At 67.8% G+C, this 14,883-nt stretch carries 11 protein-coding genes and 4 pseudogenes; 8 read left to right on the top strand and 7 right to left on the bottom strand.

Annotation, left to right across the window (positions count from 1 at the left end; translation table 11 throughout):
- Positions 1–180: 180 nt before the first annotated feature.
- From ACFVWD_RS54375 to ACFVWD_RS54365, 3 genes are all read left to right on the top strand, one after another.
- A complete protein-coding gene (locus tag ACFVWD_RS54375) occupies positions 181–1,944 on the top strand; it encodes an amidohydrolase (protein ID WP_389606270.1) in 1,764 nt (587 codons plus the stop codon).
- 359 nt (positions 1,945–2,303) lie between these two features.
- Positions 2,304–3,089, top strand: coding sequence for a Ku protein (locus ACFVWD_RS54370; protein WP_389606268.1), 786 nt, complete (start codon positions 2,304–2,306; stop codon positions 3,087–3,089).
- 315 nt (positions 3,090–3,404) lie between these two features.
- Positions 3,405–3,848, top strand: a complete 444-nt coding sequence (locus ACFVWD_RS54365; RefSeq protein WP_389606266.1) for a phage tail protein — start codon at positions 3,405–3,407, stop codon at positions 3,846–3,848.
- A gap of 170 nt (positions 3,849–4,018) precedes the next feature.
- Here ACFVWD_RS54365 and ACFVWD_RS54360 read toward each other — a convergent pair whose 3' ends face one another.
- Positions 4,019–4,231, bottom strand: a complete 213-nt coding sequence (locus ACFVWD_RS54360; protein WP_389606264.1) for a hypothetical protein — start codon at positions 4,229–4,231, stop codon at positions 4,019–4,021.
- Positions 4,232–4,395: 164 nt separating this feature from the next.
- A complete protein-coding gene (locus ACFVWD_RS54355) occupies positions 4,396–4,746 on the bottom strand; it encodes a hypothetical protein (protein ID WP_389606262.1) in 351 nt (116 codons plus the stop codon).
- A gap of 784 nt (positions 4,747–5,530) precedes the next feature.
- Between ACFVWD_RS54355 and ACFVWD_RS54350 the strand changes: the two genes are divergently transcribed.
- Together ACFVWD_RS54350 and ACFVWD_RS54345 are read left to right on the top strand one after the other, a co-directional pair.
- On the top strand, positions 5,531–5,932 hold the full coding sequence (locus ACFVWD_RS54350) for a DUF3592 domain-containing protein (protein ID WP_389606260.1): 402 nt from the start codon (positions 5,531–5,533) through the stop codon (positions 5,930–5,932).
- 132 nt (positions 5,933–6,064) lie between these two features.
- Positions 6,065–6,829 (top strand): annotated as a pseudogene (locus ACFVWD_RS54345) (IS5 family transposase); the annotation flags it as partial.
- 20 nt (positions 6,830–6,849) lie between these two features.
- Here ACFVWD_RS54345 and ACFVWD_RS54340 read toward each other — a convergent pair.
- Positions 6,850–8,973, bottom strand: coding sequence for a recombinase family protein (locus tag ACFVWD_RS54340; protein WP_389606259.1), 2,124 nt, complete (start codon positions 8,971–8,973; stop codon positions 6,850–6,852).
- A 370-nt stretch (positions 8,974–9,343) separates the two neighbouring features.
- Between ACFVWD_RS54340 and ACFVWD_RS54335 the strand changes: the two are divergent.
- Positions 9,344–9,466: pseudogene (locus ACFVWD_RS54335) on the top strand (IS5/IS1182 family transposase); the annotation flags it as partial.
- 56 nt (positions 9,467–9,522) lie between these two features.
- Here ACFVWD_RS54335 and ACFVWD_RS54330 read toward each other — a convergent pair.
- From ACFVWD_RS54330 to ACFVWD_RS54320, 3 genes are all read right to left on the bottom strand, one after another.
- Entirely contained in the window at positions 9,523–10,071 is a 549-nt protein-coding gene (locus ACFVWD_RS54330; RefSeq protein WP_389606257.1) for a hypothetical protein, read from the bottom strand.
- 60 nt (positions 10,072–10,131) lie between these two features.
- Positions 10,132–10,629, bottom strand: a complete 498-nt coding sequence (locus ACFVWD_RS54325; protein WP_389606256.1) for a cupin domain-containing protein — start codon at positions 10,627–10,629, stop codon at positions 10,132–10,134.
- A gap of 761 nt (positions 10,630–11,390) precedes the next feature.
- Entirely contained in the window at positions 11,391–12,011 is a 621-nt protein-coding gene (locus ACFVWD_RS54320; RefSeq protein WP_389606254.1) for a 2'-5' RNA ligase family protein, read from the bottom strand.
- Positions 12,012–12,052: 41 nt separating this feature from the next.
- Here ACFVWD_RS54320 and ACFVWD_RS54315 point away from each other — a divergent pair.
- A pseudogene (locus tag ACFVWD_RS54315) lies at positions 12,053–12,313 on the top strand (amino acid permease); the annotation flags it as partial.
- A gap of 633 nt (positions 12,314–12,946) precedes the next feature.
- Positions 12,947–14,338 carry an FG-GAP and VCBS repeat-containing protein gene (locus ACFVWD_RS54310; protein ID WP_389606252.1) on the top strand — a complete coding sequence of 464 codons (1,392 nt, stop codon included), beginning with the start codon at positions 12,947–12,949 and terminating at the stop codon, positions 14,336–14,338.
- A 221-nt stretch (positions 14,339–14,559) separates the two neighbouring features.
- Here the strand turns inward: ACFVWD_RS54310 and ACFVWD_RS54305 are convergent.
- Positions 14,560–14,883: pseudogene (locus ACFVWD_RS54305) on the bottom strand (hypothetical protein); the annotation flags it as partial.

The raw sequence follows: 14,883 nt of genomic DNA, 5'->3' as shown, positions 1-14,883 counted from the left end.
AGTCAGGCCCCCACCATCCGCGTACCGCATAACACCGGCATACCGCAGGGATCACCCAACGTCACCACCCGAAGGCAACCCGAAAAGGTCAGTAACCCGCGTGGATCAATCACATTTTGCATGCAAGCGACTACTCTTCGTGGCGAAGGTCGATCGCTCACAGGAGACAGGTGGTGTGTGATGTCCCAGGAAATCTCGCCGGGAACGCGGTCTGGAGATGCCGACATCATCTTCTCCGGCGGTTCCATCGTGACGGTCACCGACGCGAAGTCGGCAGCGCCCGAGGCGGTGGCGGTCAAGGACGGCCGGATCGTCTTCGTCGGCAACCTGTCCCAGGCGCGGGCCAAGTGGCAGGGGCCGGACACGCGGTTGCACGACCTACTGCCGGACCAGGCTCTGCTGCCGGGTTTCATCGATGCGCACGGCCACATCACCGGCACCGGCCTGCAGGCCACCATCGCCAATCTCCTGGCCGCTCCCGACGGCGACGTCACCGACATCGCATCCCTCCAGGACAAGCTGCGCGCGTTCGCCGAAAGCGAGGTGGGGAAACGCTCGGACTGGATCATCGGTTTCGGTTACGACGACTCCATGCTCACCGAGGGCAAGCACCCCACCCGCCACGACCTGGACGTGGTCTCCACCGAGAAGCCCGTTCTGGCGATCCACCAGTCCTTCCATCTGGGAGCGGTCAACAGCCTGGGGCTCGAACGGCTCAAGTACACCGCCACGACACCGGACCCGAAGGGCGGGGTGATCCGGCGGAAGCTGGAGCGCGCGACCGAATCCGAGCCCGTGTACGGAGAGCCGAACGGGGTGCTGGAAGAGACCGCGTTCAACCCCGTCGCCGACCTGGCCGTCGCCGGGATGGACCCCATCGACAGCGGGCAGTTCCTGGCCATGGGCCTCCGGGCGGCGGCGAGATTCGGCTTCACGACCGTACAGGAGGGGGGAGCGAGCCTGGAGGTCCTGGACCTCCTGCGGCAGGTCGCGGACGCCCACCCCGATGGCCTGCCCACCGACGTGGTCGTCTACGTCAAGGCCGACCAGGCCATGAAATCCCCTGACACGGTCCAGGCGAGCCGGGAGTACACCAAGGGCCTGCGCACGGCCGGAGTGAAGCTGCTCCTGGACGGCTCGCCCCAGGGGCGCACCGCCTGGCTCACCGAGCCCTACCTCACCCCTCCCGACGGCCAGAACGAGAACTACCGCGGCTATGCGACCCTGCCGGACAAGGACGTGCTGGCCCAGGTCCGGGCGGGTTTCGCCAACAACTGGCAGGTCACTGCGCACATGAACGGCGACGCCGCCATCGACCAGTTCATCCAGTGCGTGCGCACGGCCACCAAAGAAGCCGGACAGGACCGGCGTACGACGGCGATCCACTGCCAGACCGCCCGCGAGGACCAGGTCGAGGCGTTTCGGGAACTCGGGATCATCCCGTCGTTCTTCTCCATGCACACCTACTACTGGGGCGACTGGTACCGCAAGACCGTGCTCGGACCCGAACGTGCTGTCGACATCTCACCGGCCCGGTGGGCGGTGGACCGCGGCATGGCCTACACCTCACACCACGACGCCCCCGTCGCCCTGCCCAACTCGATCGCCATCCTGTCCAGCCAGGTCACCCGCGTCACCCGCTCAGGAAGCGTCCTGGGCCCGGACCAATGTGTGTCGGCCCTGGACGCGGTGAAGTCCATCACCATCAACGCCGCCCGCCAGTACTTCGAAGAGGACACCAAGGGCAGCATCGAGGTCGGCAAGCTCGCCGACTTCGTGATCCTCAGCCACAACCCGCTCACGATCCCCGAACGGAAGATCAAGGACATCACCGTCGTGGAGACCATCAAGGAGGGCAGGACCGTCTACCCGCCCTCTCCCACACTCCCAGGCCCCGCCCCCGTCCTGCGAAAGGCCATGTCCGCAGCCTTTGCCCACTGCTGACGCCCCGAAGGTCACCCAGTCGAGGGGCTGAGCACGGACCCGCCGACTGCGAACACCCCTGAGGCCGCCAACAGACGACGCACGTCTCTCAGCGTAGGAAAACGGGAGACTGCTCCAGCGACCCACAGCGTTCATCCAAGCCCACCCACTGGTCTCCAGGCACCCCGGCACCAGCAGACCAGATCGGCTGAGACGACGTGCAGCACCCGCACACACCGGACCGGAGCAGTTGAGATTCCGAGCCGCTGCTTGTCTCAGCTGATCTGGTCGCCGCAGGTCACGAGCACGGCTTCGGACCAGACCATTGGAGAAGGGACAACCGGGATGCGCGCCACCTGCTGGCGGATGACCCTGGATGTATGAAGGTCACGTGGTCCGGGATGATCCAGGTCGGGTTGGTCGCCCTGCCGATCAGGCTGTACGCGGCCACGGAGGAGCATCCCGTGCGCCTTCACGAAATCCATGTCGCCGATGGCAGTCGCGTCGAGCACCGCCGCATCTGCAAGGCCGAGAACCGAGAGATCCCCTACGAACAAGTCGGCAGGGGCTACGCCCTGCCAGACGGGCGCATGGTGCCGCTCACGGAGGAGGACCTAGCCCGTCTGCCCTTGCCCACAAAACGGACCGTCGACGTGCTCGGCTTCGTGCCCTTCGAGGACATCGACCCGATCAGTTTCGGACGGCCCTACTACGCGGCTCCCGGACCGGGCGCCGACCGCCCGTACACCCTGCTCGTCGAGGCACTCGCCCGCACCGGCAACGTCGCCGTCTCCAAGGTCGCCCTGCGCAGCCGAGAACGCCTGGCGCTGCTCCGCCCCCGCCACGGCATCCTCATCCTCCAGACTCTCCTGTGGCAGGACGAACTACGCGACCCCGGAGACCTCGCACCCTCCACACCGGTCACCGACCGGGAACTCGAGCTCGCCGAGGTACTGATCCGGGAACTCGCCGGCATCAACATCGACCAGGTGCACGACGAGTACGCCCACGCCCTTGAGCAGCTCGTGGACGCGAAGATCACCGGCGGTGAGCTCGTCGAGCCAGCGGAGCCCGCCCCGGCGCTGGATCTGTTGGCGGCGCTGGAAGAGAGTGTTCGGGTTGCCGAGCGGGCGCACGGGCGCCCGGCGGCCCGGCCCCGGCCGTAGCCCTGCCGCCGGCCTTGGTGCGCCGTCCTGTCCGGACAACCAGCCGCCTGACCACCCTCCCGCACTTCCATGGTTCATTAGGGGCAATTTTGCCCGCCAGTGGGGGGGTACTCAGTGCTCCGATCAGTCCTCAGCCTCATGACGTGGACAGTGATGAAGGCGCTGCACGACCGCAGCGCATCGCCCACAGTGACGGTTCCTCTGCCTGGTCCGCATGGTGCCGGTGCGCCCAGTCGCGTTGACGTATCTGCGGTTTTGGGATGAGGACTGGCGAGGTCGCCGACTGCGCCGGCTAGGTACAGAGGAGGAACGGCTATGCCACCAGGACAACGGGTTGATCCATTCGCCGCGTTCAATTTCACTCTCGATATCGAGGGGCTGGCGGGCTCGCACGGGTTCTCCGATTGCAGCGGGGTCAACACCGAGCAAGACGTGAACGACTACCGCGAAGGCAATATGGACTTTGCCGTCATCAAGCTCCCCGGGCTGAAGAAGTCGGGTGACCTCTCGCTCAAGCGCGGCTTGACCACCAGCCACGGGCTGCAGGAATGGCGGCGGTCCGTGCTGGACGGCAGGACGGTCCGCCGCAGCGGCCAGATCGTACTCAAGGGCGAGGCAGGCAAACCCGCGTTGCGGTGGAAGTTCGCCAACGCCTGGCCCAAGCAGTACGCGGCACCGAGCCTCAGCGGCACCGCCACCGAGGTCACCATCGAGCAATTGGTGTTGGTAGTGGAGGGCTTCGAGCTGGGCGTTGCGTGATTGCTCCGGCGCGGCAGCCGGCCGCCCCTCGCCCTCTGCACGCAACCCGTCACAGCTTGCTAACCTCCCAACTGCCCAACTACTGACGCGCAATGCTCCGTGCGGCAGCCCGCGCCACGGCCCTCCACCGCTCCCAAGTGCGGTGGAGGGCCGAGGTGTATCCGGCGCCGTCAAGGCAACGGCGCCCACACATCCGGCCCCCCGCCCCGCCACTCGATCAACTCCGACGTCTCCACGCCCACATCGTCCAGGCCGGCCCGCCGCAGGAACTCCGCAACATCCGCCGGCCGGAGCGCCAACCCCAGAATCACCCCGTCCACCCGCACATGCCGACCGCCGCTCATCGACGGTGGCGACACCACCACACGACGCTGCCCGGACATGTCCCCAGCATCAGCCCGGACGCCAGGACGTGCACCCGGACCGTGTCCGGACGAGCAAGAGGCCGCCTCGCCGAAGTCGAGGAGAGGGCCTCTCTGTGCACCGCCCAGCCCGTACGGGAGGCGCCCGGCGCCCAACCCTGTTGCCTTGGGGGGGCGTACTGCGGTCAGTCGAAGAAGTCCTCGAAGACTTCGTTCTCCCCACCTTCCAGGATGCGTGCGACCGGCGTGTACGGCGGGAGTCCCGCGTTATGCACGTACTCCTGGGCGAAACTGAGGGCCTTCTTTTTTTCCACGGCCGTCTTGCCGCGCGTGGCCGTGTACAGCCCTACCCCGTTGCCGGTCTCGTCCACGATCGCGAGACCCGTAGGGAAGACGTTCCCGCCGGTGACGGTCAGAACAGGAACCCCGTCCTTGTATTGAAGCATCAGCCTGCCCACCTTTTCGGACTCCGCCTTGGACGCGGGCTGCTGGGACACAGGCATCTGGACGTAAGCCGGCCCTTTTGCTTCGGGCATGACGATCTCCTCTGCTCGTTTCGCCGCGAACGGGCATGGATCTCCCGTTACGGATAGTGAACAAATAATCACATAGAGCATCGGTAGCAGTGATGGATGGATTCGATGTGGCCACCGAGCGAGCGGGGTGCCTGCTGGCCGAGCACCTGGTCAAGCCGCGGCGCGCCGAGCCTCCGGCGGGTCACGACCGGGGTTCGCTGCACCACCACGCATGACATGCGCGCTACGCCATTCGGGTCCACCCTGGAAGCCGCACCATCGGCTGCACAGGCCGACCATCCCACCGGGAGGTCCTGTGGTCCTGCTCGCACTGCTCATGCCCAGCCTGATGATCGCGTTCCTCTTTGCCACGGACGCTGTCGAGGATTACCTCTTCCCACGCCTGCCAGCGGCAGGTGACGCGACACCTCCAGCCGACGACATGCAAACGCACTCCCCCTGACAGCAGCGCCCCGTCCAGACACGCACCCGGACAGCGTCCAGACTTCACGACGGGCCTGCTATCCGACTCGGCAAGCAGGCCCCAGTGCGTCCGGGCCGGCCACGCACCAGCTACCCCGACCAAGGATCGGGGGAGGGAGGTTCGTCCAGGGTGAGCACAGCTCATAGCGGAGCGACGCCGCAGGCGCCCGGGGGCGGCCCTTCGTGGCCCCCCGCCACGGCCATGAAAGCCCGAGGAGTCGGTGTGCCCGCGCACCTTCGTGAACCATCGGGCTGCGTGCCGCGTCCCCCTGATGCGCGGGCCGTGACGGGCGGGCGCTGCGCGAGCGAGAGCAGGGGATGGATGACGGGTGGGACGATCGGTATCGGGCTGGCCGTATTGGCGGGTCTGGTGAGTCTGTGGGCCGGTGCGCGGGAGGCACGGCTGCAGATGCGGTTGAGCCGCTACGGGCTGCGTGCCGAGGGGGTGGTGGTGGACCAGGAGCATCGGCCGGGGGACGATGGTTCGACGCCCGTCATCGAGTTCACCGACCGGCAGGGCCGCCCCGTCAGGTTCCGGCCCGTCGCGACGGGGCTGGGGCTGGGGATGGCCCTCGGAACCCATATGCCGGTCGTCTACCTGCCCGAAAGGCCGGAAAGCGCAAGGGTATTCACCCGAAAGCACAGCCTGTCTCTGATCGGCGGCCTGTTCGCCGGAGCCATGATCTTCCTCGGCGTCGCGGCTGGGTGCGTGCTCACGCGCTGAGCTTGTTCTCCCTCCCCGTTCTCGCCAACGGATCCACCGCCAGTCCCGTCAGGGGACCCGTCGGACACGCCCTAGGGTCTGTCCGGCGGATCATGTGACCGCCTCGCCCTGGGGTGGGTCATTGTTCTGGTCGTGGGGCGGGGTGATCTGAGCGATGACGAGTGGGCGCGACTTGCGCCCTATTTGCCCAAGTCCGGTCGTCGGGGTGGGCGTTGGAGCGATCACCGGACCGTGATCAACGGGATACTGTTCCGTGCCCGCACCGGCGCCCCGTGGCGGGATCTCCCGGAGCGCTTCGGATGCTGGAAGACGGTCTATGAGCGCCACCGCCGCTGGTCGGCCGACGGAACCTGGGACCGGATCCTGCAGGCCGTCCATACCCAGGCCGACGCCGAGGGGCGAATCGACTGGAGCATGGTGAGCGTGGACTCGACCTCGTGCCGGGCCCACCAGCACGCGGCCGGGGCGTCGCGCAAAGCGCCACGGATCCCGAAGAGGCGATCAATCCCTCGCCAGCACCGACCCGACGAAGGTCTCGGCCATTCCCGTGGCGGCCTCACGTGCAAGATCCACCTTGCCGGAGAAGGCGGCCGCCGGCCACTGGCCTTGCTGATCACTCCCGGCCAGTGGGGCGACAGCCCCCAGCTGATACCTGTCCTGGAACGCATCCGGGTCAAGCGCCCTGGTGGCGGTCGCCCTCGGACGCGTCCGGACCACCTCGGCGGCGATAGGGCGTACAGCTCTCGTCGCAATCGCCGCTACTTGCGCAGACGCCAGATCAAGCACACCATCCCTGAGCCGAGGGACCAGCGCGCCAACCGCCGACGCCGCGGCAGAATGGGCGGCCGACCCGCCGGATTCGACAAGCAGATGTACAAGCGCCGCAATGAAGTCGAGATGAGCAAGCCGCAGTGCTGTCATACGTGCGGTTCGACGTCATCGTTTGGGCTCCCTTTCTTGTTCCGGATTATCGCGGCCTGTTGGTGGTCGAGCCTGGCTTGTCGTGGTTGGTGGCCGCGGGACTGCTGGCGGAGTCTGCGGAGCCGTTCGACTTCTGCGGGGTCGGCGTGGATGATCCAGGACCTGCGCCGGTCGGTGAGCTGGTGGGCTGTGACCCAGCCGCGTTTGATCCATCCGAAGAGGGTCACCCGGGGCATGCCAAGCTCGCGGGCGAGGCCGGTCAGCCACCATTCGTGGCGGCCGAGTGGTGCGGCTCCCCGGCGGAGGGCCTGTTCCTGCTGGCTGACGCAGCCCAGCTCCTGCAGCAGCGTGCGGACGCCCTGGGTGCCGAAGTGTTCGCGGCGTTTGGGCGGACGGAAGCCCTCGGAGTTCAGGATCTTCGCGATGGCCGGGGCGGAGTGGCCGCTGGCGGCGAGTTCGCGGGCCCGCTCGGCCAGGCGGGGAAAGTAGCTGAGCTGGTCCAGGCGGGCGACCGGTCGGACGAGCTCGCCGGCGGTGCGGTGTCCGCCGGCCCAGGTGATCTGGACGGTGACACGCTCGCTGTCGCCGACGACGGTGACGCTGACCTTCTCGATCAGGTGCCTGGCCAGTTGTTTTCGGTCCGCATCTGTCGTGGTGGGCGCCTGCCAGACGGCGGGGAGGTCGGCGGCCAGGGCCCGGATCTGGTCACGCTCGGCGGCCGTGAGGATGCGGGGCCGGGCTGCGGTGCGGCGGTCGTACTCCTCGCCGAGCTGCCGCCGTTCGGCCAGCGCATGCTCCCACTCCTTCTCCAGTTCCCTCACCACCAGGCGGTTCTCGGGCTCGGCCAGCTGATACTGGCGCCGGGCCCGGTCGACGGCATAGTCCGCGCGTTCCAGACGCTGCTGCCAGATCCGGTCCACCTCTTCGCGCCGTGTCTGGGCCTGCTCGGCGGCCTGCAGCGAGACCTCCAGGGCGGCGGGCGCCATCGCCGCCAGCAGCAGACCGGTCACATGGCGGTCGACGCAGGTTCCCGACAGCTGCTGGCACAGCTCGCCGCCATAGTCGGCCTTCGCCCGGCTGCACTCGTACTTCGGCCACAGCTTTCCGCCCTGGCCGCGCTGGTAGTGCACGACCATACGGGTGTCGCACCGGCCGCAGAAGATCAGCCCGGCCAGCAGGGCCGGGCCGTCGCGCAGGGCACCAATGCTCTGGGAACGGGCCCGGTTCGCCTCGATCCGGGCAAGGTTGCGTTCATGCCGCTCGGCGCTGACATAGGCAGGCAGGACGTCGGGCAGATAGACCAGCCAGTCCTCGGGCGGCTTGCGGACGCGTCCGGTGAACGGGCGTCCCGCCAGACGTCGGCGGGGATCGGTCCGGCTGCGGCCATAGACATAGACCCCGGCATAGGCAGGGTGGTGAAGCATGTTCTGGATCACGATCCGGCTGGGACGGCGCCAGGCGAGCGTCCCGCGTTCGGGGCCCTCGCGCACCCGGATGCCCATATGGATGCCGTGATCGACCAGGAACCGCAACACCGCGTTGATCGTGCCGAGTTCGTCGAACAGGTCGAAGACCAGACGGACCACGGCCTGCACCTGTTGGTCCGGATCACGCACGACCTGACCGTCCGGGCGGCGCAGATAGCCCACCGGCATCGGCACGGCCAGCTCGCCGCGACGGGCCTTGCCGATCCGTCCGTTCCACATCCGCTGCTTGATCAGATGCAGTTCCGCCTCGCTGATCGTGCCCTTCAGCCCCAGCAGCATCCGGTCGTTGTGCTCGGCCGGGTCATAGACCCCGTCCGGGTCCGCCAGCAGAGCACCCGACAACGCGCACAGCTCCAGCAGCTGATGCCATTCGCGGCCGCTGCGGGCCAGACGCGACATTTCCAGGCCCAGCACCAGGCCCACATGGTCCAGGCCGACCTCGGAGACCAGACGCTGGAAGCCGGTCCGGTCCACGACGCCGGATGCGGAGTGGCCCAGGTCTTCGTCGATCACCAGGACTCGGGACGGGGACCAGCCCAAGTTGACGGCCCGTTGCGAGAGTCCGTACTGCAGCCGGGTGGACTCGGCGTGATCGAGGACCTGCTGGGGAGTCGACTGACGGACATAGACCACTGCGAGCCTGTCGCGGTGCCACGGCTGAATCTTGCCCTCAATCCGATCCCACGGCGCTGCAGCCGTCGTGCTCACCGAGGTCACCCCCGTCCTGCCCGACCGGGTTCGCCGCGGTCACCATCCGCGCGGCCAGCACTGCCAGTAACCGCACCACGAGGTGGCGGTTCAGCTCCGGAACGGCTCCCCACTGCGGAATCTGGGGAGCTCAGCGGCGACATGCCCGTCCACTGACCCTCACCGCCCTCTTCATCATCAGCCAGTCGCTCACGCAACTGCCGAACAAAAGCAGCGGTGTTGAGCAGGCCATCAACCCCTACGACAGGCCTGTTCCCCGCTGCGGGCTCATCTATGTGGGCATTGCGGCTCGCTCCTTGAGCGCACCATCAACCGGCTCAAGCACTCCCGGGCCGTGGCCACGCGCTACGACAAACGCGCCTACATCTTCCACGGCACCGTGACGGTGGTTTCGATCCGCCTGTGGCTACGGCCGTGATCAGCTGGCATCCACAGGAGAGGCCAGGGTGTCGTCCCGGTCTGCCTGGCGGGCCCTCAGCAACGCGACCACGCTTCCCGGGGCAGAAAGTGGGGGAGGTCGTCCAGTGCGTCACGAGGAACGAACACCGGCCGCGTGAGGAGGTGATCGCCTGCGCGCTGCACATCCAGAACGACGCCCAGTGAGTCCGACCCAGGGACTCCAGCATCCATGTAAGAGAGCTCCGCATACGGCTCGCGGGCTTCGGCCCGGTCGAGCATCCACTGCTCTAGAACGGAGGGGACCCGGCCGACCAAGGCCACACCCTCCACGAAGACCTGGGGCCCCCTCAGCGCATCGACCACGACGCTGGCCAGCCGTTCATCCCGGTAGTAGAGCTTCAAGCCGAACTCCCGGTACTCGCCCTCCTCGACGACGTCGACGGTCTCGTTCGCGCGACGGCGAAGCCTGTGCCGCTGAGCTTCCCCTGTGAGACTGCTCAGCGCCTCCGACGCCTCACCGGGACCCATACCGAACGCCAGCGGCCCCACGCTCACGAACGGATCCAGAGTCCATTGCTGCCGTTCGTCATCCGCCAGCACATGCCACCACTTGAACATGACCACGGAGGCTACGGCAGCGCCACGGACCCAGGGCCACCGGCCGCAAGATCCGCCGGACAGGCCCTAGTCGTCGAGCATGTCGGTGTTGTACTGGTCGTGCCTGACCCGGAAGGCTTTCAACTCTTCGCGGCTGCGCTGTGAGTACTCCGCCACCATCTCGAAGTACTCCTCCCTGGGAGCTCCCGGTGTGAAGAGCAGCAGCAGTGACACCGGGTCGTCGCTGTCGTTCTGGAAGGCGTGGAGCCCGCCGGCCGGTACGTAGAGGAAGTCTCCCTCGCGTCCGGTGACCCAGCGTTCGCCGTTGTAGAGCCGGACCTCGCCGGACAGGACGTAGAAGGACTCGGAGATCGTACGGTGGAAGTGTTCCGTGGCGCCCATGGCCTTGGGCCTCATGTCGATCTTGTACAGGCCGAACTCGCCGTCGGTGTGCTCCTGCTGGGCCACGTAGCTGATGTCGGTGTCGCCGCCGCTGAAGCCGGTGTCGGGCTGCGAGGATGTAGGTCGGAACAGTGCGCTGACCCGGCCCCTTTCGCCGAAATAGCGGGGCTCTGGGTAGGACATGTCGACTTCCTTTCGAGTCGGCGGTGTACCACCGCACAGGAGGGGCCTGGGTAGGCGTCACGCAGCACCCCACTGAGCCGACCCCGATCGAATCGACCACGCACCGGACCGCGGAGCCGGTCCGCCGGAGGCCGCGTGCTCCTTCAGCAAACCTGCTTTCTCTGAAGATCGCTCTGTAGAGCAGCTCGAACCCCGCAGGGTCTTTGAAAACCCCTTGGGGTGTGCGCTGTCGCCGTCCCCCGCCGGTTCGAAGCCCCCGCGAAGTAGGCGAACCCCAGCAAGATCAATCTCGCCGGGATTTCCTGTCCCTCCACTACTCACACCCGGTCACGGCCCCCACACTCAACAAGCGGGTGACCCGGATCCTCTGTTGATCGCTCAACCAACTGGGGAGCGAAGAGCAGAGCTGGCCGGTTTTCGTTTTCCAAGAGCCTCATCAGCGGCGGCCCGCGCTCGCGCCTCGGCGGCAGCGGCCGCCGGCCCCAGTCAGCTCGGGACACGCGGGGCGGGGCCTACGAGGCGCGGGGGGTGTCTGCAACAGGGGCTGGGGTCCTGGCAGAGAATGGCGTGCTTCGCGTATCAGCCCAGGCGGCCACGCCGGTCGAGCTGACGCCGCCCTACGCTCTCGCGGCTTGTGATAAGCGTTGGGACCGATGGCACACAGGGCTGAGCTGGACTCTGCTCGGGACGTACGACGGCAGGGCGAGGTGGCACGGGGTCTTACGGCCACTGGCGGCAAGGCCCCGCTTGGCAGAGGACCGTCAGCCGAGGGAGACCTTCGCGAAGGGTTCCCACTCGTACATCTGGTTATCCCGGTGGATCACGATGAGCTCCGCGCTGGAAATGCGAGCTTGTGCCGGAGCGAGAGTGAGGCCGGCGAGGACTTGCGCGATCGGTCCTGCGGGACCGTCTTTGGCGCTGTAGGCCACGGAGACGTGCGGGGTGAAGCCCTCGGCCTTCTCCGGGACCTCACCGAGAACGTCCCCGATGGCACCCCGGATAGCGTTCCGGACGGCTCGGACAAGGCCGTCGGGGTGGGCATGCAGGAGCACTGCCTCCGGGTCCAGCACCGCCGGTCCGATTTGGAGGTCGAAGGCTTGGATGGCCGCCAGCCGCAGGTGGGCTGCATCCACGATGGCGTGGACATCCTGCTCCTTGGTTTCACCTACGAAGCCGATGCCTTGCATGGTCAGGTGCAGCCACTGGTTGGGGATCGGGGTGAGGATGTCTCCGAGAGGTGCGAGTGCGGACCGGTACTCGGCAGCGAGCCGGTGCACATCGTCCTGGCCCTCGAACGTCAGATGCCAGGTGTAGAAGCGGCGCCCTATACTCCAGCCCGGCCGCCACCACCAGTGGTTCATGGCCTCGGATTGAGTTGTCATAACCTGGGATCAAATCAGGCTGAGCCCTCCCCAGGCGAGACCTCGGCCCCACCAGCGCCAAGTACCTGCTGCTGATCGTGATCGTGGCCCAGCTGTTCTGCGGCAACGCCGAAACAGCCGCAGCCTCCCGGATGGTGTTCGCGTTCTCCCGCGACGAGGGAATCCCGTTCGCCTCCACCTGGCGGAAGGTCAGCACCCGCACCAAAACCCCCGTCCGCGCCGTGTGGCTGTCGGCCGGAGCCGCGCTCGTCCTGGCCCTGCCATCGCTGCCGACCCCGCCAGCGTGGACCTTGCCGACAGCCCCGACCTCGCCACCGCGATCGCCTCACTGCGCCAGCAAGCCGAAGACGACGCGGTCAAAACACAAACCCTGCCCACCAGCCGTTCCATGGACTGAGCCGAAAAATATGGCGCGCACCGTACGGGGCCGACCGCCACCACGGGCACATGCATGACGCACCAGCAGGCGACTCGGACTCATTCCGCGGCGGATGACGCGGAAGCCTTCGGGTATGACCCCCGACGACCCGACGGGCCTGCCTCCACGGAAAGCTCGCTGGCACATTGCCGTCGTCACGTCACCACTCTCCTGCGGGCCCTGCTCGTCCTGGCCAACAGCGATGTGCAGAGGTGACGGACGATCACCCACTGGTAATCAGGACCTGACCAGCACGAGCACCCTGCCACACGCGCACCATCCGTGCGACCTGCGGTTTCAGGATGAAAATCCTCAGTGCGGTACGTCCTTCTGCTTCGGCAGCTTCCGCAGCAGTAACCGGTAATGGTGGTCGTTGTGGTCGAAGGGCATGGGGGGAACCCTGGCACAGGGCCGTCCTGGCGGCGCCGGAAGCATGCGCCTGTGACCGCGTACAACCAATGTGCGCGCCCGGCGGTCTCGTGCGTTGACCATGTCACCGTAATGGGAAGGTGTCCTGATGTTTTCCGCACGTTCGTACGTCCGTTGGGCAGGACCGCTCGCAGTGGGCCTGATCGCTCTGGGAGTCGGACCGCTAGGCGCGACGGGCGTCGCGGCGGCCGCGCCCGCTGCGCCTGTAGGCGACGACTTCAATGGCGACGGCTACCAGGACCTTGCCGTCGCCGCGAGCCACGCCACTATCGACGGGAAGAGCGGGGCCGGATATGTGGCGGTGATGTACGGCGGTCCGCACGGCCTGTCCGCGAGCGGACGGACCGTCATCAGCCGTGCGACCAAGGGCATCCCGGGCAGCCCGGCCAAGAACGAGAACTTCGGAACGCCGTCGGCCAAGGGTGACCTCGACGGCGACGGCTACGCGGATCTGGTCGTCGGCCCGGTCATCGTCTGGGGCGGGCCCCATGGCCTGTCCGGGGGCACGTCGCTGCCCGGCGGGAGCGGCGGGACTGTCGCGTCCGGCGACTTCGACGGCGACGGCAGGCTCGACCTGGCGCTTTTCAGGATCACCGGAGCCGGCGGCGGTGACGACCCGGGCGACTCCACCGGCGCCGTCTGGCACGGCCCGTTCAGCCGCTCGGGCACCCCGGTCCGCACGACCACGCTCGACCCCGAGAAGCTGCGCGGCATTGAGGTGTCGAGCGGCGCGAGCGGGGACGTCAACGGCGACGGCCGCGACGACCTCGTCGTCGACGGATACGGCGGCGACGGCAACTTCGGATCGAAGTTCTTCCTCGGCTCGCCCGAGGGCCTGGTGTACAGCGGCACCGCCGCTCCGGGCGGCGGGCGCGCCGTCGCGCTGGGCGACGTCAACGGCGACGGGTACGACGACATCGTCGCCGGACGCGAGGCGATGGACGAGATCGAGGTCGCCTACGGCTCGGCCTCCGGAATCGGCCACTCGGAGACCTGGAAGACGTTCACGCAGGACACGCCCGGCGTTCCCGGCGCCTACGAGGAGAACGACGCCTTCGGGGCCTCGGTGGCCGTCGGGGACATCACCGGCGACGGCATCGACGACGTCGCCATCGGCGCGCCCGGCGAGAGCCTCGGCGAGACCGGTCGGCCGGAGGCCGGTGTCGTCACCGTCCTGCGCGGCAGCCGCTCCGGCCTGACGGGCACCCGCGCCCAGGCCATCACCGAGGACAGCCCCGGCATCCCCGGCGCCGCCGAGGCCGGAGACCGCTTCGGCAGCTCCGTCCGGCTGCTCGACATCAACGGCAATGGCTACGCCGACCTGTCCTCCGCCGCGTGGAACGAGGACAAGAGCAACGGCGCGGTCTGGGAACTCCGCGGCCGCCCGACCGGGATCGTCCCGGACGCGGCGTTCGTCTTCGGCGGGAAGAAGCTCGGCGCGCCCTATGCGAAGGCAGAGTTCGGAGCCCGTATCAAGTAGCCGATGCTCGGTGGGGGCGCGGTCGGGGCGGAGCGCGTTCGGCGTGCCGGGACTTGAGCTTCGGGGGTCGGGGTGTCGGCGGTACTCCCGAACACGAGGCCTACCGGGACGCCCCGGCAGACCACCGCTGGGACGCCGCATGGCTCGCTCCGGCCATGCGGCACCTGCTCACCCTTGAAGGCAGACTGCGTTGAAGCCAAGGCCACCCTGAGGGCGGAAAGTCAGCCCGTCAGCATCTTGTCGCGCACCGGGATCCAGTCCAGGGCGGACCGGATGCCGTCCTCCAGGGACAGCCTCGGCGTCCACCCCAGCAGCTCGACCGCCCGGTCGCTCTTGGTGTAGCCGCCGGCGACGTCACCGGGCCGTGGATCGGTGTCAATGGTCGCCAGGGGAGTGCTCACAACGTTGTTGAATGCGTCGCACAGCTCCCGGACGGTGGTGCCGGAGCCGGTGCCCAAGTTGATCGCGCTCGAGCGCTTCGAATGGTTGTGGGTGGAGTCGCTTGCGGTGCGCGGAGGGGAGTTGGCCGGGGGACGGTCCCCGTC

This window comes from Streptomyces sp. NPDC058086 (assembly GCF_042885015.1).
GTDB lineage: Bacteria > Actinomycetota > Actinomycetes > Streptomycetales > Streptomycetaceae > Streptomyces.
This window is presented reverse-complemented; position numbering and strand designations above follow the sequence as displayed.